Raw genomic sequence first — 18,420 nt, forward strand, 5'->3', positions numbered from 1 at the left:
CTCATGATCGATGATCTGGATGACCCGCCACTGAGCGACTTCGATGAGGATCTCATCGAAGGCGCAGCCGAAGATTCCGCATCCGGCGAGCAAGCCGCCGCTGAGTTGCCGCGCGTGCTGCGCTATGCGGTCCTGGCCTCGCGCGCCGACCATTCCGTTTACCAGCGCCTCGCCGCCGAGATCGAGACGGTCTGCCCCGGCATCGCCCTGACGGCGACCTGGATTGACACGCCCGATGCCGCAAGCGGATGCGCGCTTGCCATCGAGCTTGACCACCGGGCGGTTCGCGAGGACCAGTCGGAGTGCCGGAGCCTTGCCGATTGCGTCCGGCTGATCTCGCTCGCGCTACCTCGCGACAGGACACTCGGTGAGGAGCACCGCCGTGTCGCAAGCGCGCTTGCTGCTGCCCTTCGCAAGCTCCCGCAATCCATCACCTTCGCGCTCGCCGCCGAGGTCGAGGCTGTCGTTTATGGCTGGGCGGCGCTGCCCGTCTGCGCGCACGAGGTGGTAGGCGCCTTCCAGACGCCGGCGATCCGGGCCGCGGCGATGCTCGGCGCCCGCATGGCCCGCCGCAGGATCGATGAGGCCGAGGAAAAAGCATTCGCGCGCTCGCGGGAGCGTCTGCGCAAAGCCGACGGGCGGGAGGCCGCGCGCGGCGACGTCGATACGGCGGGGCCGCTCCCGGCCGTTCCCGATGGCCATGTCGTCGTGGCGCGAACGGATCCGGTCACCATGTCCGGCCACAAATTCAAGGAGATCATCACGCCGCTGAAAAGCCTGATCGATGTGCCATTGCCGCTGATCAAGACCCCGCCGCTTGCGGAGGTGCGCCGCCAGTTGATGGCGGAATTCAGCTACGCTGCCAGTGTCGTCGATTTCGTGCTGTCCGATCTGGTCGGCCGTCCCACCATCGCCTTCCGCCCGCTGCTGATGGTGGGGCCGCCCGGGGGCGGCAAGACGCGGTTCGCGCAACGGCTGCATCAGCTTCTCGGCATCGGCATGTGGCGGACCGATTCCAGCGGTGCCGATGGCGCGGCCTTCTCCGGAACCGACCGCAGATGGGCGACCGCGCAGCCATGCCATCCGCTTCTGGCGATCGCCCGCGCCGGGCATGCCAACGTACTGGTCCTGCTCGATGAGCTCGACAAGGCCGCGATCAGCAGAGACCACGGCCGCCTGTTTGACTGCCTTCTTGGGTTCCTCGAAATCGACTCGGCGCGGCAATATCCTGATCCCGCGCTGCAGACCACCGTGGACTTGCGACACGTTTGTTACGTTGCGACGGCGAATTTCATCGACAATCTGCCCTCTCCTTTGCTCGATCGCTTCCGCCAGATCGTCTTCCCCAAGCCGGCAGAGGAGGACCTTCAAGCCCTGCTCCCCGCGGTAGTCACCGACATCCTGCGCGACCAGGGGATGGACCAGCGCTGGATCGATGGCCTGAGCCCGAGCGAAACGGCCGCCATCGCGCACCATTGGCGCGGCGGATCGGTGCGACGGCTCCGCCGCCTCGTCGAGATCGTGTTGCGCCAGCGCGACGGCCAAGCAAGCCGCCATTGAACGACCTCACTCGATCGCCCGGCCTGACCAGCGGGCAGAGGCCTCAGCCATCCTCATCGAACGTCCGCACGCGGCATTATAGCCCTGCGCCTTGACGACGCTTTCGAAGGCTCTAAATTAGACCGGGACGAAATTTTGGAACTAAGGGCTCCAGCCCGGAGCACGCGCCTGTTCCACTGCCACCGAGGTGACACTCCGCTCGGCGGCCTGCATCAGTTCGAGCTCCGATCTGGCCATCCACCTCGCATCCTGCCACAGCAGCGAAATCGCTTCTTCCAGAATGGACTCAGCCCGAGCAAGGCGGCGGATGCGGGTGGCGATCTCGTCCCTAGACTTCCGCTCGCGCGAGCCTGCGTGGTTCGGTTGGTAGATCAAAGATAGCCGTTCCGTCTTCAAACTGGCCAACTCCCCCTCGACGGCATCGATTCTCTTCTGCAGATCGAGACGGGCGCGCCGCTCGGCATCCGACGGCTTCAGGTGCTCTGGCGAAGCGCGTGATGGAGCAGCATCGGGTACGATGCTTTCATCGGCGTCGAGCAGCCGGGGGATCCGGCGCTGAGCCTCTTGGTGGACAGTCGAGGCGTCCTGCCTGAGAATACGATGCAGCGATCCGACGAAAAGCTTTTCGTGGTAGAGCGCGATACCGTTCGTCGCATTCCCGCGTCTCACCGCGACGCCATTCCGAACCAAGAACCAGGCGATTTCCGATTCCGTCGCTGGGCTCTTCCATAGACGTTCGAGCTCCGACTGAAAGGTCAGCGGGAAACCGGCCGCCTGAGCCGATCGACGCATGGAATCGGTCATGCGCGGCGCATTGATGACCGGTGCAACCCCGAGTTCGTCGATTAGCCAGTCGGCAACATGATCATAGCCATCGGCACGAAGCGCCCGAACAATCGACTTGTGCCAACGGCTCGGGACGGCCTTTCCCTCAATCAGAAAGGCCGCGACCGCCATGACTTTGTGAAGTCTCGGGGCATGGTGGCGCATGTCCAGCGCGCGAAAAGTTATCGGCGAGACGTGACCAATCAGCAGGTGCAGATGATTTGCACCCCCGCCCGCACGCGGCTTGTCGCTGTGCGCGAACACCATCAACGGGTGGTCATGCGCCTTCAATTCCGTGACGACAAGGTCGACCACCTTCGCCGCTTCGTCCGCCGTCAGAGTCTTCCGGGGCGAAACATAGAGATGCCAGAAGGCAATCTCGGCACGGGACGCCGCCGTCAGGGCCGCCATGACTTGCATGCCGTCGATGGTCTGACGGACGCAGAGATTGCGCATTTCCACCAGTTCCGGACGCTGATCCTTTTCCTTCCAGAGGTGCGCATCGAGACGACGGGCGTCCGTCAGCGAACCCCGATATGGAAAGGCGCGCGTGATCATCACCGCGGCCCGATCGAGCGGGCAAGCAGCAGCAAGGCGGACACTGCATCCCGCAGCAAGGTGATCATCTGCCCGTGGTGTTCGGCATCCGCGGCCCGAGCGCTGCTCTGCTTGACCTCGTTAGCGCAGCCAATGATGGCTGCGTGGATTTCGGCGAGCATTTGTCTTATTCCGTCGTATTTGGCGCGCCTCCTGCGCGGACGCGTTCCAGACAGATCAGCTTCGATCAGATCTCTGATGTATTGACCGAGATCGATCTCCATCGAGGCCGATCGCGCGGTGGCGGCGTCCTTGAGGGCTTTCGGCAGGCGCACGGAAAACGGGGCGTTGGTCGCGTTTGGCGTACTACAGCCAATCTCTGGATGCTTCGCCAATGGCTCTTTCCGGCCCTGCTTGGAGCTGTCCCCATTCACTTGATTTTGCTCCAGACGGCGTCCATCCTGCGGCCGAGCCGCCGCAGCATGTGCTCGCACGTGCCGATCCGGGTCCGGTAGATATGGGCCCGCAGTCTGAGGACTTGCTCGCGTTCGGCCCGTGTCAACAACTGAAACTCCCATGGAAGATCGCGCAAGGTAAGATGGCTGGTCGATCGGGCGAGGCGCCGGATCAGCGCGCGAGCCGCCTCATCCCCGCGCTGCTCGGCTCGTGCGAAGTCCGGGGCGAGCCTAATCGGCCTGGGGAAACCTGAGGCCGCGCGAGGCCTCCTCCATCATCTTTGCGATCCAGTTCGCGATGCGCCGCTGAACGGTCGCCGCCGACAGCCGATCGAGCGGCCGGCCCGAGGCATCAAGCCACAACGCGGCCAGTTTCGTCGGATCGGCGGTCACGAAATTGACGAGGTTCAGTCCCCTACGGTCCACAGGCTGCCACAGACGGTCATCCATGCGCGGCAGCACGATCTCCGACACGCCCGCACGCATCTTGGCGAAGTGCTCCGGCTCCAAGTCGAGGAGGCCGGGGTCGAAATCGGCCGGGAATACGGTGCCGACCCGTTCATTGAGCACCCACACCGGCCGGGCGAGTGGCAGCGCAGCGCGCACCAAGTCGGTGGTCGTCGCCAACGCGCGCATGGCGTCACGATTCGAGGTCGTCACAAGCGCGACGATCATCTGCCCGCCGCCATCGGCTACCACCTTATCGAGACCCACGTCGCGCAGGAAACGCACGACCGGCACGTCCCACCTGGCCGCCGTGTCCAGCACGATGCTGCCGCCGCTCTCCGCCGCCTGGTCGATGGCGTGAGACAGGGGCGAAAATGCCCGCAACAGGGCAAGGGGATCATCGGGTGCGTCGAGCAGATCGGTGTCAATCGTGGTGACGCTGCCGAGCTTGGCAGCCAACCGCTGCTGAACGTCCGCGGAAAAGATCTGAACGTTGCATCCGAGGGAGCGCAAGATCAGCACCATGAGCTCGGAAAACAGCGTCTTTCCCTGGCCGCCGATGGCGGACAGAACGACGATGAAGTACCATCCCTGCATCAGGTGCTTCTCCTCTATCGGTGAGCAGCTGAATAAGGCACGGCTTGACGAACAACGCTCCCACGAACCCTGCGCGGGAATTGTTGTAGATTGTCGTCATCCGTCGGAGAAATGGCATCTATCGTCTGAGGACGTCGGGCTCGGCTTGCGGGCGGAGCCTGGGGGCGCAGGCCTTTGCAAGGCTGCGAAGGAATCGCAGCGTCGTCTCGGCGGTCGCCGCGGCGGCAAGATCGAGGGTCGGCACCGGCAATCCCGTCGCGCGACCTTTGGGCGTGCTGCTGATGTCGCCGGCAGGCGAGGCTGACATTGCATCGAAGGACTTGGAATCGCCGCCAAGCTGCGCGACATGGTGATGGTCGCCCATGCACGCGCGGCGCCAGAGTTCGGCGGCCGAGTCGCACACGGCGCCATGGCAGGCGATCCAGAAGCCGCGTCGATGCCGGCGGCGCGGCGTCTCCGCCTGCCCCGGCGCTCCGTCCAGCATTCCCGACAGACGCCTTGCTACAATGTGGTGCTGGCAGCTCGCGACCCAGATCGTCAACATCGCCGAAATGATGTCGGGACGGATGCCGTCTGCGGCAATCGACCCCGCCAGCAGATCGACGATCCGAACGATGACGTCCTGAACCGGCGTCTTCGGCCGCTCCGTCGCCGGCTGCAGGACCGCCTCGAGCACGTCCCATACCAGACGGGCTTCGGGCGACGGCTCGGCCCAATCGTAGAGCGTTCGCCGTCCCCGGTTTTGCCGCTCCGGATCCCGTGTCGCAAGACACACACGATCGCGTACATGTTCAAGAAAGCCGGGCGCGACATCCGTCATCCGAACGACGAAGTCTTCGAGCCGCCTTCTCAGATCGTCCGCAATCGGCTCGGCCAGACCTTCGAAGAAGTAAGCCATCGCCGCGTCAAATGGGAACGCTGTTGATCTGACCGCCACCAGATGCGGTTTGCCCGAGAACTGGCGCAGCGCCGCGTTCACGACATGAGGCTCGACGGGCGCATCTATAACGGCCGTCCGGTGAGAACCTGCGTAACCGCGCGTATTCCGCAACGTTTCGGCCGTAACCGGCGCCATGTCGACGTTCGAGAATGGATAGCGCCCGACCAGCGCCTCGAACGCCTCGGGCAATATCTCGGACGGAATGGAGCCCGCTCCGGTGCGAGCCGCCTGATGTGCCGCGTCTACGAGCGCGGACAATTGCGAGATTACCTCCCCGATACGAGCCGAAGCTCTGCGCCACGCGCTCCGGCGTCGAAATGACGACGCAGCCTGATCGAGAGCTTCGAGCTGAACGGCGACGTCAATCGCAGGACGGCGGACCCGGCGCACAAGCCGATCGAGCTCGACACGATTCTCATCCAGAAGCATGCCCGCTACCGTGACTTTCCACGACGGAACAGAAACTCGTCCATTGCGGCCTGGGTCCGAGCCTGGTCGATGCGTTGCCTGAACCGATCAAGTTCAGGCGAGATCGGCGAGTTCTGCGCCCCGCTCGGCGGCGATGGCCGGCCGAAATCGGCTGGTCGAACGGACGGACGCCTCGTTGCCGCTACGGGCGGGCGATCCTTCCTTCCCCTGGCTCGGCTGATAAGGTTGTAGAGCGATTGCTCGGTGAATTCCGCCCCTGTGCGACCCCGTGCCCCCCGGTCGTTCAGACCCGCGGCAATCTGCTTGTAGGTCAAGCCAAGCCCCAACATTGCCTCGAGCGCCTCGATATGTCGGTCAATGACCGCTTGCGTCTTTGGAGCGCCCAGCTCGGTCCTGGCCAGCGCATCAACAATCGGTTGCAGCAACTCGTCTATGATCATCGCCGACCCCTGCGCTTAGATGACGAACGAGAAACATGCCGTCCGGCCCCCTTCGACACCGGACGTCACGACGTTGGATGCCCGATCAGGACGCAGGTAGACTGAGGATCACCGGCGTCACCCGTGCGGCGCGGCTCCTGCGAATCTTCGCGGCCGCACGCTCGGCAAGATCGGCCATGAACTGGCGAGCCGACGGCCGCTCCTCGAGGAAGGCCTGCAAAAGCCGGCAATGGCGGACGTCCAACATCTCCGTGATCATCGCCGCGATCTGGACAGACTGAGCCTGGTCGGTCTCCATTTTGACGGAGCCCCCCTTGTCGCGGCGGATCGTCTGCTTGACCCACTCGACCGTCACCCGCTCGCCGCGCCGCACACGCGCGAGCACTTCGTGCACCGTATCCTCGCTCACCGACGAAGCCCCCAGATCCTGCGCCGCGGTCAGCGGGAGCCGGCACACGTCCTCGCCGTGGCACTGGAACAGATGCGCGACATTCATATAGAGTTGCGCCTTCCGCGGCTCGAATCCTGCGACCAGACGACACCACCGCAAGAACATGCCGTGCGCGAAATGTTGCTTGGCCTCTATCAGCGCTGCGCCGATCACCACCCCGCTGCAGGTCAGCCGCTTCTCGCCCTCCAGGATGACACCCGCGAGCTCCTCCAGCCTGTCCCGGACCTCCGGTGAAAACTGACCATAGTCGAACTGCTCGCCGCCCGTCATGGTCGCGCGCTCCAACGCTCTCTCGTTTTCGAATGTATTCTAGACCAAGATACACCAAAGGAGAAAAACGTCAATCTTTTCAGAATGATGGCAACTTGGCACGGTCTTGGAGGCAAACCAAATGCGAAAAGTTTTCGCTTTTTGGATGCCCCCAACAACGTCGTCTTGTCGAACGGCGCGTGTCCCACCAACGACACTCCGCTACCGCCGCGCCGGAGAAGGAGAGCAATTCGAATAGGACAGTTTCGATCTAAGGCAATTTGCCTAAATTATAGGCAATCACAAGCTCGTTTGATCGCCTGATTTGGATTATGCGTGAAACACGATCTAACCGACTGCAAAGCCTGAATAGTGGGGAGCGAGCGGCCGGTGGCGCTTCGAAAGCGCGTAGAGCGGCCATCCGCCCACTCTTTTCAACATCAAGACATCGCGCGCCCACGACTGGATGCAGTCAAGCCAGTCGATATGTCGGCCTCCAATCGGTGGGCGAAACTTGCGGCCACCTATGTTCGCGCCCGAGACGCCTACGCTGAGCGTGAGATAGCCAAGCCGACCTGAAGCAACTCATCCCCAAACATGCTGAGGCTTCAGCCGGTCACGGACTCAAGGCCAAGCGTTCCACGCAATCGCGTAGAGTTCGCTGACTCGGCTTCATGGGCCTGTCAACGCCGCGTTCAAGAGCGTGGTCCTATACCAATATCGCCCGGCATTCGTGACTGTGTTGGTGGCGATCATCCGTATGATGAGGAGAGTCTAGAAGCCAGAATACAACTAAAACGGAACGTTGGAAGACAGCGCGAACTTCAGCTTCACGAAAAGTCCTCTGCTTTGGCAGCGAAAACTCGAAACATAGAGATCTCGCGCCTGAAAGCGAGGCTCATGCTCTAGGTAGCCAACTCAGTCGAGGGAAGCACGATCGCAGTCGACCTAACAAAGTGCTATGACACGGGGCGCTCTCACCTTCCCGTCCAGGCCGGCTTGCGCTTCTCGCTGAACGCCTTCAGGCCTTCCCTGGCGTCCTCGGTCATCGCGAGCAGCGCGATCTGGCTTTCGGTGTAGGCGATGCTCTCGTCGAACGACATCGAGGCGATCGCGCGCATGGCGTATTTGCCACGGCGGATCGCGGTGGGCGATTTGTCGACGATTCGGCCGATCAGCCAGTCGATCTTGGCATCGAGCTCGGCCGTGGGCACGACGTAGTTGAGGAGGCCCGCGACCTGCGCGGCTCTGGCGTCGAACGGCTCGCCCGTCAGCGCCCATTCGTTGACGAGGCGCGGCGGCGCGATCCTCTGCAGCAGACTCAGCACCTGCATCGGGAACACGCCGACCTTCACCTCCGGCAGGCCGAAGATGACGTGATCGGCCGCAACCGCCATGTCGGTCATGCACAAAAGGCCCATGCCGCCGGCCATGCAGACGCCGCCGACCCGCGCAATCGCAGGCTTGGTGGCGTTCTGCGACAGACGTAGCAGATCGGCATAATCGACATTTGGTTTGGAATGATCCATCGCGAAAGCCGCGCCGGAATTCTGCAGGTCGGCGCCCGCGCAGAACGCCTTGTCGCCCGCGCCCGTCAGCACGATGACGCGGACGTCCCTGTCGTCATGCGCGTCGCGATAGCCCTTGGTGATGCCGGCGATGACCTCGCCGTTCAGGGCGTTGCGTTTCTCCGAGCGGTTGATGGTGATCCAGAACGCCTGCCCGCGCTTTTCGGTGACGACAGCTGTGGTGTTGGTCATGACACGCTCACTTCGTTGGTCCCGTTTTGCTGTCATTTGCAGCAGCTGGGGCAGCGCGCGCAAGGGCAATCTGCGGCGAGGCGCCGCTTTAGCGCCTCGACACAATATGCAGGAGGATCAGCGTGCGATCACGCTTCAATCCGCGAGCGCCTTCCTAATCCAGACCTTGTTGTCGTGGAATGCAGCCCCGCCGATCGGCGCGATGGTGTCCGCGCCCGTCAGCATGTTGATGCCGCGGCCGCCGATATGACCCTTGTTCGGGTGAACAGATTCGGCGATCAGCACGCCGCGCCGCACGCCCTCGAACAGCGTTGCGACCAGCGTGGTCTCGCCGCGGCCGTTGCCGAGTGTCACCGCATCGCCATCGGCGATGTCGAGCGCGGCCGCATCGAGGGGATGGATCATGACGCTGGCCCTGCCCTCGCGCGCCTGCGAGGACGGCGTCTCGTTGAAGGTGGTGTTGAGAAAGCTGCGCGACGGGCTGGTCGCGAGCCGGAATGGATGGGCCCGATCGCTGTGCTCGATCACCGCCCAATGATCCGGCAGCGCCGGCATCTTGTCGAAATCGCCCATCGTCTGACCGAACGGCGGATGCGCCCAGTCCGCCCTAAAATGGAATTTCCCGTCGGCATGGGCGAAGCCGTCGAGATAATGCGAGGTGCGGAAATCCGGTTGCAGGTCGCGCCAGATATCGGCTTCGAGGCCGGCGATGTCGCCGTGATTGCTGAGCCTCAAGGTCGCATCGATCAATTCGCGGGGCGTCATCTCAAAACCCGGATGCTTGGCGCCAAGCCGCGGCGCCAGCGCCTGCAACACCTCGTGGTTGGAGCGGCATTCGCCGGGCGGGTCGATCAGCTTTGGCCCGACCGAGATGTGCTGGTGGCCACCGCCGTAGTAGAGATCGTCATGTTCCATGAACATGGTTGCCGGCAGCACGATATCGGCCATCTCGGCGGTCTCGGTCATGAACTGCTCGTGCACCACGACGAACAGATCCTCGCGCGCAAAGCCCTGGCGGACCAGCGCCTGCTCCGGCGCCACCGCCATCGGATTGGTGTTCTGGATCAGCATCGCCTTGACCGGGCCCCTGCCCTGCAGGGCTTCGGCATCGCCGGTGAGGATGCGGCCGATCTGCGACTGGTCGAGGGCGCGCGTGGATTTGTCGATCGCGTCGTGGCCTTCGATGACGGATTCGTTGAAATGCCACAGCGCGTAATTGTTGAAGAAGGCGCCGCCGCCTTCATATTGCCAGGCGCCGATCACTGCGGGAATGCAATTTGCCGCGTGCATCTGCGTGGCACCATTGCGGCTGCGCGTAAAGCCGTAGCCGAAGCGGAAGAAGGTGCGCTTGGTCTCGCCAACCGCTTTCGCGAAGGCCTCGATCTCCGACACCGGCACGCCACAAATGGCGGACGCCCATTGCGGTGTGCGCGTCTTCAGATGCGCCTCGAGCTCATCAGGGCAATCGGTGTATTTGTCCATATAGGCGCGGTCGGTATAGCCGTCGCGGAACAGGACATGCATCACGCCGCAGGCGAACGCGCCGTCGGTGCCGGGCCGCAGGATGATCTTGATGTCAGCCTGCTTCATGGTCTCGTTGTCGTAGATGTCGACCGCTGCGATCTTCGCGCCGCGCTCCTTGCGCGCGCGCGAGGCGTGCGTCATCACGTTGACCTGGGTGTTGACGGGATTTGTGCCCCAGATCACGACGAGGTCGGAGAGCGCCATCTCGCGCGGATCGACGCCGGCGATCTTGCCAGTGCCGATCGCAAAGCCGATGCGCGCGACATTGGCGCAGATCGTCTGATAGAAGCGCGAATATTTCTTCACATGGGTGAGGCGGTTGAGGCCGTCGCGCATCACCAGGCCCATCGTGCCGGCGTAGTAATAGGGCCAGATCGATTCCGCGCCGAACTCGCGCTCGGCTTGATTGAAGCGATCGGCAATTTCGTCCAGCGCCTCGTCCCAGGAGATCCGCGCGAATTGCCCGGAGCCCTTCGGCCCAATGCGGCGCATCGGAAACGTCACCCGCTCGGGGTGATGGATGCGCTCGGCGTAACGGGCGACCTTGGCGCAGACGACGCCGGCCGTATAGGTCTGCTGCTTCGAACCGCGCACGCGGCCGATGCTGCGGCCTTCGATCACCTCGACATCGAGGGCGCAGGCCGAGGGGCAATCATGCGGACAGGTCGAATGGCGGATTTCGATTTTGGCGTGCTGGTTCATGGCCAATTTCGTAACACCAAAATACCTGTCAGCCGAGGGCATTTATCCGGCAATGCCCATGCGATTTGCTCAGATCACGTGCGCGGCCGGTTCCTGCCGCGACTGCGAACAGCGGCGCAGCCACACCGATACCGTCCCGATATTCCCGGCACGATCGGACTTGTCAGCCGTCGACAGTCCACATCCCCTGCCGCTACAGTGCCGGCCAACAAGAACGACGTCAGGGAGGTGGGCATGAAAGCCCGAAGATTTATGCTGGTGGTCGCCGTCGGCCTGCTCGGCGCCTTCTCCGCAGCCCCCTCCTTGGCACAGGATTATCCCACCCGCGCAGTCCGGATCGTGGTGCCCTTTGGCGCCGGCGGCCCTGCGGACGTCGCGGCCCGGCTGATCGGCAACGTGCTCCAGGAGAGCTTTGGCCAGCCCTTCGTGATCGAGAACCGCACCGGCGCGGGCGGCGTCATTGGCACGGTCGAAGCGGCGAAGTCGCCACCCGACGGCTACACGCTGCTGATGATGTCCAACACCCAGACCGCGAATGAATCGCTGCTGACACCCGACAAGCGCAAATACGAGCTGATGCGCGACCTCGCGCCGATCGCGCCGGTGAACTATTCCGATCTCGTCATCGTGGTGAACCCGCAAGTCGCAGCGAAGACGCTGCAAGAGTTCATCGCGCTCGCCAAGGCGCAGCCGGGCAAATTGAACTACGCCTCCTCCGGCCAGGGCACGCCCTATCACATGGCCGGCGAGCTGTTCAAAGCCATGGCCGGCGTCGAGATCGTCCACGTGCCCTATCGCAACAGCGGCGAGGCGCGCAGCGGCGTGATCGGTGGACAGGTGCAGATGATGATCGACGCGGTACCGGCAATGGCGCCGAACATCGGCGAGAACCAGGTGCGCGCGCTCGCCACCACCGGCAAGCAGCGCTCGGCCGTGCTGCCGAACGTGCCGACCGCGATCGAGGCCGGAGTGCCAGGCTATGAGGCGACGATCTGGCTAGGCCTGATGGCTCCCGCGGGTACGCCGAAGCCCGTCATCGACAAGCTCAATGCGGCCGTCAACGCAATGGTGAAGCGGCCCGACATCGTCAAGCTCTGGACAGAACAGGGCGCCGTGCCCATGTCGATGACACCGGAACAGTTCGAAAAATTCCTGCGCGGCGACATCGAGAAATGGGCCGACGTCGTCAAGAAGTTCGACAAGTCGTGAGGCCTTAGCGCGAGAATGCCTGCCATTCAATTCCAGCTCAACAGCGCAGCGATGGCCGTGGATGCTGATCCTGACCAGACGCTGCTCGACGTGCTGCGCAGCCGGCTCGGTGTCACCGGTGCGCATTTCGGCTGCGGCGCCGGTGAGTGCGGCGCCTGTTACGTCATGGTCGACGGCCGCGCGATGTCTTCATGCGACATGCCGATGTGGTCGGTCGCGGGCAAGGACGTCGTCACGGTGGAGGGCCTCGGCACGGTCGAGCAACCGCACCCGCTGCAACGCGCCTTCATCTCCGAGCAGGCGATGCAATGCGGCTATTGCGTCTCGGGGATCCTGATCAGTGCTGCAGCCCTGCTGAAGCGCAATCCATCGCCGACGGAGGCCGACGTCAGAGCCGCGCTGGACCGCAATCTGTGCCGCTGCGGATCGCACAACCGCATGGTCCGCGCCGTGCTGCGGGCAGCATCGGAGATGGCGACGTCATGAATGTGCCGTCCCCTGCCCCGAAGCTACCGGTTAGCCTCGTAGCCAATCCAAAGCTGTCGTCCTGGGTGCGGTTCACGGGCGAAGGCCGTGTGGCGATCTCGCCTGGCAAGGTCGAGATCGGCCAGGGCATCGTCACGGCGCTGGCGCAAATTGCAGCGGACGAGCTCGATGTCGATATCGTCAGGGTCGAGATGATCCGCGCCTCGACGGCGAGGAGCCCGAATGAAGGCGTCACCTCGGGCAGCCTGTCGATTCAGCAATCCGGCCGCGCGCTGCGCCAGGCCTGTGCCGAGGTGCGCCGGCGCTTTCTCACTGCTGCATCGGAGCGTCTCGGCGTCGATGCGGCGCTGCTCGGCATCGATGACGGCACGATCTCGGGTCCCGGCAATGTCAGGACCAGCTATTGGGAGCTGGCTGGCGAGGTTTCGCTTGATCACGACGCCACCGCGGGCGCGACAGCGAAGAGCGCTACGAAGCGCGCCCTCGCCGGACATTCGGTCCAGCGCGTCGACATTCCCGACAAGGTGTTCGCGCGGCCGCGCTTCATCCACGACTATGCGCTGCCGGGCCTTTTGCACGGACGCGTGCTGCGGCCGGACGTCTCGGGCGCAAAAATGATTGCACTCGACGAAACGGCTGCACGCGCTGTCCCTGGCCTCGTCGCGATCGTCCGCGACGGCGGTTTTGCCGGCGTCGTTGCCGATGGCGAGGGCGCGGCGGAAGCCGCGGTGAAAGCCCTGGGCAAGAGCGCGACATGGTCGGCCGGCGATCCGCTGCCCGATGAAGATGATCTGGCAGGCTTCCTAAGAAGCCAGCCGGTCGAGACTGATGTCATCGACACCAGGATGGCAGCGATGGACAGGCCGGCCCAAACCCTGCGCCGGCAGTACACCCGCCCCTACATCGCACATGGCTCGATCGCGCCGTCCTGCGCCATGACGCAATGGGATGGCGATCGCGTCCATGTCTGGACCCACAGCCAGGGCGTCTATCTGCTGCGCGCCGATCTTGCGATCGTGCTGAAGCTGCCGGCCGAAAACATCGTCGTCGAGCACATGGAGGGCGCCGGCTGCTACGGGCACAATGCGGCCGACGATGTCGCGCTCGATGCCGTGCTGCTGGCAAAGGCTGCCGATGGCCGTCCGGTGCGGGTGCAATGGTCGCGCCACGACGAGATGACCCATGCGCCGTTCGGCGCGGCCATGGCCATCGAGATCGAGGCCGATCTCGATGCCGACAACGAGATCACCGGCTGGCGCCACGCGATCTGGAGCAATGGCCACGCGGCGCGGCCGGGGCGCGCGGCACAGCCGGCGCTGCTTGCCGCGACCGAGATCGCAAACCCCTACCCGCGCATGATCTCGTCCAACCCGCCGGCCGCGAATGGCGGCGGCGCTGATCGCAACGCCGTTCCACTCTATGACCTCCCGGCCTGGACGATCACGAGCCACCGGCTGCTGACGATGCCGGTGCGGACCTCAGCGCTGCGGACCCTCGGCGCGCAAGGCAACGTGTTCGCCATCGAGTCCCTGCTCGACGAGATCGCCCTGCGCGGCGAGGACCCGATCGCATTCCGCTTTCGTCATCTGCGCGACGAGCGCGCCAAGGACGTCATCCGCGCCGCGGCGCGACGTGCCGCGTGGAAGCCGCAGAAGCGAACCGGAATCGGTCACGGCGTCGGATTTGCGCGCTACAAGAACATGGGAGCCTATTGCGCCGCGATTGCCGAGATCGAAGGCACCGACGACATCCGCGTGAAGCGGCTGACGCTTGCTGTCGATGTCGGCGAGGCCATCAATCCCGACGGTGTCATCAACCAGATCGAAGGCGGCGCGATCCAGGCGACGAGCTGGGTGCTGAAGGAGCGTGTCCGCTTCGATCGGACGCGCATCAATTCGACCTCCTGGACCGACTATCCGATCCTGAGGTTCAGCGAGGTGCCGGCGGTGGATGTCGAGATCATCCAGCGGCCGGAGATCGAGCCGGTCGGCGCCGGTGAGGCCGCGCACGGCCCGGTAACGGCAGCGATCGCCAATGCGGTTTACGATTGCCTCGGCGTGCGCGTGCGCGACCTGCCGATCACGCGCGACAGGATCATTGCAGCGGCGGAGCTTGCATCGTGACGACACTGAACATTTTGAGCGGTGGCGCAGCGCAGGGGCTGGTGCGCGGCCTTACCGACGCCTTCAAGGCGCAGACCGGCCTCAGTATCGACGGCGAGTTCGGCGCGGTCGGGTTCATGGCCGACAAGCTGCGAGCGGGAACGCCGGCCGATCTCGTGATCCTGACGCAAGCGCTTCTTGCAAAGCTTGCCGAGGAGAAGCTTGTCACCGCCTCCTCGATCGCCGATGTCGGCCGCGTCGAGACCGCGCTGGCGGTTCGCAGCCGCGATCCCAAGGTGACGGTGAAGAGCGAGGCCGATTTGCGCGAGGTCTTGCGCAGCGCCGATGCGATCTACGTTCCGGACACCAAGGCCTCGACCGCGGGACAGCACGTCGCCAAAGTGCTGGATCAGCTCGGCATCGCCTATGAGGTCGCCTCACGCCTCAAGATCTTTCCGAACGGCGCAACCGCGATGCGGGAGCTTGCGGCATCCACCGCGCAAAGACCGATCGGCTGCACGCAGGCGACCGAGATCATCGCGACCGACGGCATCGCGCTGTCAGGGTCGCTGCCGCCCGGCTGCGAACTCGTGACGATGTACACGGCCGGCGTCACCGCGCGGGCCGCACATCCAAGGGAGGCGGCCGCGTTGATCGCGCTGCTGACCAGCGCAGACCGGAAGGAGCTGCGCCAACGCGCAGGCTTCACCGGCTAAACGGGATGAGATGAGGCTCGATAGCTGCGATGGCGGAGGTAGGCTCCCTCTCCCGCTTGCGGGAGAGGGTTGGGGAGAGGGTGCTTCCGCAATGGACAATCCACTCGAGGAGAGAACCCTCACCCGGCGCTTCGCCGTAGCCGAGGCTTTGCCTCGGCGTCCCTTGAAAGGACGGCCACCGATGGTGGCCTATGCCTCTCCCGCAAGCGGGAGAGGTGAACGAGCCTGCGGCAACCGATTCAACCTGAAGCCATTCCGCTCTAGACGCCCGCCCCTATTTGTGCAGCTGGGTGAGGCCGGTCGGCGGGCCATCGACGGCAGTCCAGCCGCCATCGACGAACAGCGTGCTGCCGCTGACATAGCTCGCGGCGTCCGAAGCGAGATAGGCGACAGCGGTGGCGACCTCGTCGGCGCTGCTCCAGCGATTGAACACGGTGTGCCCGGCGTAGAGATTGTAGATATCGGGGCGCTGCTTGAACGGGCCGGTCAGCGCCGTCTCGGCGATGCTCGGCGCGATCGCATTGACGCGCACGCCGGCGTGGCCCACCTCGGAGGCAAAGCCCTTCACCAAAAGGCTGATCGCCGCCTTGGTCGAGCCGTAGACGCCGAGGCCCGGCTCGATGGTGACCGCGCGCACCGAGGAGCAGGCGATGATGCTGCCGCCCTTCTGCTCGACCATGATGCGGCCAAAAGCCTGGAAGAACCAGACCGTGCCCTTGACGTTAAGGTTCAGGACGCGATCGAGATCCTCCTCGGTGTAGTCGAGGATGGTCTTGCGGATGTTGAGCCCGGGCGTCGTCACAGCGATGTCGAGCCGCGGAAACTTCTGCATCACGGTTTTGGCCAGCGCGTTGACGTCCGCAGCGCTTGCGGCGTCGCAGCTAGCCGCTTCCGCCCAGCCACCCTTGTCGCGAATGCCGGCGGCGGTCGCTTCCGCGGCGTCGAGCGCGCGATCGGCGCAGACGATGCGGGCACCGAGCCCGGCCAGCGCCTCGGCCGACGACTTGCCGATGCCGGATGCGGCGCCGAGGACGACTGCGGTCTTGCCGGTGAGATCGAAGAGCTTGCGATAGTCCGTCACTGATGGCTTCTCCCTGGTGCTGCTAGCCCTTGTAGCCCATCAGCAGGCGCGGCAGCCACAGCGAGAATGCAGGGACGTAGGTCACGAACATCAGTGCTGCGATCAGCGCGGCATAGAACGGCAGGATGGTGCGCATCACGGCGCCGACCGAGATGCCGCCGATGGCGCAGCCCACGAATTGCGTCGTTCCGACCGGCGGCGTGTTCAGCCCTAGGGCGCAATTGATCAGCATCAGCATGCCGAACTGCACTGGATCCATGCCCGCCTTCATCGCGATCGGCAGGAAGATCGGGGTGCAGATCAGGATGGTCGCGGCCATGTCCATGAACGTGCCGAGCACGAACAGGATGACGTTGATGAGCAGGAAGATCATCCAGGGCTGCGTGGAGACCTTGCTCATCATCTCGCCGGCAAGATCGGCCACCTCGTAAAGCCCCATCAGGTACTGGAACATGGTGGAGACGCCGATCAGCAGCAGAACCACGCCCGTCGTCTTCACCGCCTTGGAGGCGGCGCGCAGGAAATTGCCCCAGGTCATGGTGCGGTAGATGAAGAAGGTCAGCAGGATCGTGTAGGTGACCGCGACGGCTGCGGATTCGGTTGCCGTGAAGACGCCGGACAGGATGCCGGCCAGGATGATGCCGACGATCAGAAGGCCGGGCAGCGCGGCCGCAAGCGAGCGGAAGACCTCGGCCCAGCCCGGAAACTTGCCCGCCGGATAGCCGCGCTTCACCGCGACCGCGTAAGCCGCGACCAGCATGCAGACCATCAGCACCAGCGCCGGTAAGAGGCCGGCGGCGATCAGCGCGCCGATCGAGACCTTGCCGCCGGCGGCCAGGGCATAGATGATCATGTTGTGGCTGGTCGGCATCAAGGCTCCGACCAGCGAGGCATGGGTGGTGACGTTGACGGCGTAGTCGGTGTCGAAACCCTCCTTCTTCATCATCGGGATCATCACCGCGCCCATCGCCGACACGTCGGCGACGGGCGAGCCGGAGACGCCGCCGAACAGGGTGCAGGCGACCACGTTCGACATGCCGAGCCCGCCGCGGATGTGCCCGACGAGATTCTTGGCGAGCTGTACGATCTTGTCGGCGACGCCGCCATGCAGCATCAACTCACCACTGAAGACGAAGAACGGGATGGCGAGGAACGAGAAGATGTTCATCCCCGACATCATCTGCTGGAAGATGACGGCGACCGGCAAGCCTTCATAAAGGATGGTGCAGATCGCCGAGAGGCCGATCGCGAACGCGACCGGGACGCCGAGGATCAGGAAGCCGAAGAAGGTGGCGCCGAGGATGATCAGTTCCATGAGGGGACGACCTCTTCGCCGCGCAAGAGAGCAATGATGTGCTCGATTGAAAAAGAGATGATCAGGATGCCGGAGGCGATCAGCGGCACGTAGCGGATCACCTCAGGCAGGCCGAGATTGGGGATCTTCACCGTTCCGACCGACGCCCCGAGGATCCAGCCATTGTAGGCCATCGCAATGCCGAACACGGCCACCAGGACGTGGATCACGAGCTCAATCTTCTCCCGCATGTGATCCGGAAGCATCACCAAGAGACTGTCCATGCCAATATGTCCGGCATCGCGCACGCCGACGGCGGCGCCGATCAAGGTGACATACAGGATCAGAACCAGCGCAAGGTTCTCCGTCCAGGTCGGGCTGGAATTGAGCACGTAACGTCCGAACACCTGGTAGAACACGATGACGACGATGACGAGCAGGCCGGCCACGGACAGATACATGCCCGCGCGCGCGACGGGAGCATTGATCCGCGACAGCAATCCGGTGGACGGGCGACCAGTGACCGCCTCGTGCTCGTGGCTTGCGACGTGTGGGTCTGTCATCCCGCGCCTCCCTCGCGAGGGTCCGGTGCCGCAACTGAGGCGACTCCGGACCC

General features: G+C 64.1%; 16 protein-coding genes. 5 read left to right on the top strand and 11 right to left on the bottom strand.

Translation table 11 applies throughout. From position 1 onward, the window contains the following. Positions 1–3: 3 nt before the first annotated feature. Positions 4–1,560: an AAA family ATPase gene (locus tag LRP30_RS27765; RefSeq protein WP_249756807.1), complete on the top strand. Its 1,557-nt coding sequence runs from the start codon at positions 4–6 to the stop codon at positions 1,558–1,560. 141 nt (positions 1,561–1,701) lie between these two features. On the opposite strand, the gene LRP30_RS27770 is transcribed toward LRP30_RS27765, so the two are convergent. The 8 genes from LRP30_RS27770 to LRP30_RS27805 form a co-directional block, all read right to left on the bottom strand. Continuing rightward, complete coding sequence (locus tag LRP30_RS27770) at positions 1,702–2,943, bottom strand: hypothetical protein (protein ID WP_249756808.1); 1,242 nt, start codon at positions 2,941–2,943, stop codon at positions 1,702–1,704. After that, positions 2,943–3,206 carry a hypothetical protein gene (locus tag LRP30_RS27775; RefSeq protein WP_249756809.1) on the bottom strand — a complete coding sequence of 88 codons (264 nt, stop codon included), beginning with the start codon at positions 3,204–3,206 and terminating at the stop codon, positions 2,943–2,945. The genes LRP30_RS27770 and LRP30_RS27775 overlap by 1 nt, the downstream gene beginning before the upstream one ends. Before the next feature lie 402 nt (positions 3,207–3,608). After that, positions 3,609–4,421, bottom strand: a complete 813-nt coding sequence (locus LRP30_RS27780) for a hypothetical protein (protein ID WP_249756810.1) — start codon at positions 4,419–4,421, stop codon at positions 3,609–3,611. 118 nt (positions 4,422–4,539) lie between these two features. Continuing rightward, a complete protein-coding gene (locus tag LRP30_RS27785; RefSeq protein ID WP_249756811.1) occupies positions 4,540–5,400 on the bottom strand; it encodes a hypothetical protein in 861 nt (286 codons plus the stop codon). Positions 5,401–5,795: 395 nt separating this feature from the next. Further along, entirely contained in the window at positions 5,796–6,230 is a 435-nt protein-coding gene (locus LRP30_RS27790) for a recombinase family protein (protein ID WP_249756812.1), read from the bottom strand. Positions 6,231–6,315: 85 nt separating this feature from the next. After that, positions 6,316–6,966, bottom strand: coding sequence for a hypothetical protein (locus LRP30_RS27795; RefSeq protein WP_249756813.1), 651 nt, complete (start codon positions 6,964–6,966; stop codon positions 6,316–6,318). A gap of 941 nt (positions 6,967–7,907) precedes the next feature. After that, positions 7,908–8,690: an enoyl-CoA hydratase/isomerase family protein gene (locus tag LRP30_RS27800; RefSeq protein WP_249756814.1), complete on the bottom strand. Its 783-nt coding sequence runs from the start codon at positions 8,688–8,690 to the stop codon at positions 7,908–7,910. Between the two features lie 135 nt (positions 8,691–8,825). Beyond that, on the bottom strand, positions 8,826–10,916 hold the full coding sequence (locus LRP30_RS27805) for a molybdopterin oxidoreductase family protein (protein ID WP_249756815.1): 2,091 nt from the start codon (positions 10,914–10,916) through the stop codon (positions 8,826–8,828). Between the two features lie 234 nt (positions 10,917–11,150). Between LRP30_RS27805 and LRP30_RS27810 the strand changes: the two genes are divergently transcribed. The 4 genes from LRP30_RS27810 to LRP30_RS27825 are packed head-to-tail and all read left to right on the top strand — an operon-like array spanning position 11,151 to position 15,429. Next, positions 11,151–12,125 carry a tripartite tricarboxylate transporter substrate binding protein gene (locus LRP30_RS27810; RefSeq protein WP_249756816.1) on the top strand — a complete coding sequence of 325 codons (975 nt, stop codon included), beginning with the start codon at positions 11,151–11,153 and terminating at the stop codon, positions 12,123–12,125. A gap of 15 nt (positions 12,126–12,140) precedes the next feature. Further along, positions 12,141–12,611, top strand: coding sequence for a (2Fe-2S)-binding protein (locus LRP30_RS27815; RefSeq protein ID WP_249756817.1), 471 nt, complete (start codon positions 12,141–12,143; stop codon positions 12,609–12,611). Beyond that, positions 12,608–14,734, top strand: a complete 2,127-nt coding sequence (locus tag LRP30_RS27820; RefSeq protein ID WP_249756818.1) for a molybdopterin cofactor-binding domain-containing protein — start codon at positions 12,608–12,610, stop codon at positions 14,732–14,734. Before LRP30_RS27815 ends, LRP30_RS27820 begins: the two co-directional genes overlap by 4 nt. Further along, a complete protein-coding gene (locus LRP30_RS27825; protein WP_249756819.1) occupies positions 14,731–15,429 on the top strand; it encodes a substrate-binding domain-containing protein in 699 nt (232 codons plus the stop codon). Before LRP30_RS27820 ends, LRP30_RS27825 begins: the two co-directional genes overlap by 4 nt. 274 nt (positions 15,430–15,703) lie before the next feature. Here LRP30_RS27825 and LRP30_RS27830 read toward each other — a convergent pair whose 3' ends face one another. The 3 genes from LRP30_RS27830 to LRP30_RS27840 are packed head-to-tail and all read right to left on the bottom strand — an operon-like array spanning position 15,704 to position 18,367. After that, the gene (locus LRP30_RS27830) at positions 15,704–16,510 is read right to left on the bottom strand and encodes an SDR family oxidoreductase (protein ID WP_249756820.1); all 807 of its coding nucleotides are present in this window, start codon (positions 16,508–16,510) and stop codon (positions 15,704–15,706) included. A 22-nt stretch (positions 16,511–16,532) separates the two neighbouring features. After that, positions 16,533–17,825, bottom strand: a complete 1,293-nt coding sequence (locus LRP30_RS27835) for a TRAP transporter large permease (RefSeq protein WP_128932590.1) — start codon at positions 17,823–17,825, stop codon at positions 16,533–16,535. Beyond that, positions 17,816–18,367 (bottom strand): TRAP transporter small permease, encoded by a 552-nt coding sequence (locus LRP30_RS27840; RefSeq protein ID WP_128932589.1) that lies wholly within the window; start codon positions 18,365–18,367, stop codon positions 17,816–17,818. The genes LRP30_RS27835 and LRP30_RS27840 overlap by 10 nt, the downstream gene beginning before the upstream one ends. Between the last annotated feature and the right edge of the window lie 53 nt (positions 18,368–18,420).

The organism is Bradyrhizobium sp. C-145 (assembly GCF_023375135.1).
In the GTDB taxonomy this organism is placed as follows: domain Bacteria; phylum Pseudomonadota; class Alphaproteobacteria; order Rhizobiales; family Xanthobacteraceae; genus Bradyrhizobium; species Bradyrhizobium zhanjiangense.

Excerpts from the sequence above, each read along its gene's own strand:
- LRP30_RS27765 (WP_249756807.1), top strand. The coding sequence starts at position 4 with ATGATCGATGATCTGGATGACCCGCCACTGAGCGACTTCGATGAGGAT.
- LRP30_RS27810 (WP_249756816.1), top strand. The coding sequence starts at position 11,151 with ATGAAAGCCCGAAGATTTATGCTGGTGGTCGCCGTCGGCCTGCTCGGC.
- LRP30_RS27800 (WP_249756814.1), bottom strand. The coding sequence starts at position 8,690 with ATGACCAACACCACAGCTGTCGTCACCGAAAAGCGCGGGCAGGCGTTC.
- LRP30_RS27805 (WP_249756815.1), bottom strand. The coding sequence starts at position 10,916 with ATGAACCAGCACGCCAAAATCGAAATCCGCCATTCGACCTGTCCGCAT.
- LRP30_RS27780 (WP_249756810.1), bottom strand. The coding sequence starts at position 4,421 with ATGCAGGGATGGTACTTCATCGTCGTTCTGTCCGCCATCGGCGGCCAG.
- LRP30_RS27815 (WP_249756817.1), top strand. The coding sequence starts at position 12,141 with ATGCCTGCCATTCAATTCCAGCTCAACAGCGCAGCGATGGCCGTGGAT.
- LRP30_RS27820 (WP_249756818.1), top strand. The coding sequence starts at position 12,608 with ATGAATGTGCCGTCCCCTGCCCCGAAGCTACCGGTTAGCCTCGTAGCC.
- LRP30_RS27835 (WP_128932590.1), bottom strand. The coding sequence starts at position 17,825 with ATGGAACTGATCATCCTCGGCGCCACCTTCTTCGGCTTCCTGATCCTC.
- LRP30_RS27770 (WP_249756808.1), bottom strand. The coding sequence starts at position 2,943 with ATGATCACGCGCGCCTTTCCATATCGGGGTTCGCTGACGGACGCCCGT.
- LRP30_RS27775 (WP_249756809.1), bottom strand. The coding sequence starts at position 3,206 with ATGGAGATCGATCTCGGTCAATACATCAGAGATCTGATCGAAGCTGAT.
- LRP30_RS27790 (WP_249756812.1), bottom strand. The coding sequence starts at position 6,230 with ATGATCATAGACGAGTTGCTGCAACCGATTGTTGATGCGCTGGCCAGG.
- LRP30_RS27840 (WP_128932589.1), bottom strand. The coding sequence starts at position 18,367 with ATGACAGACCCACACGTCGCAAGCCACGAGCACGAGGCGGTCACTGGT.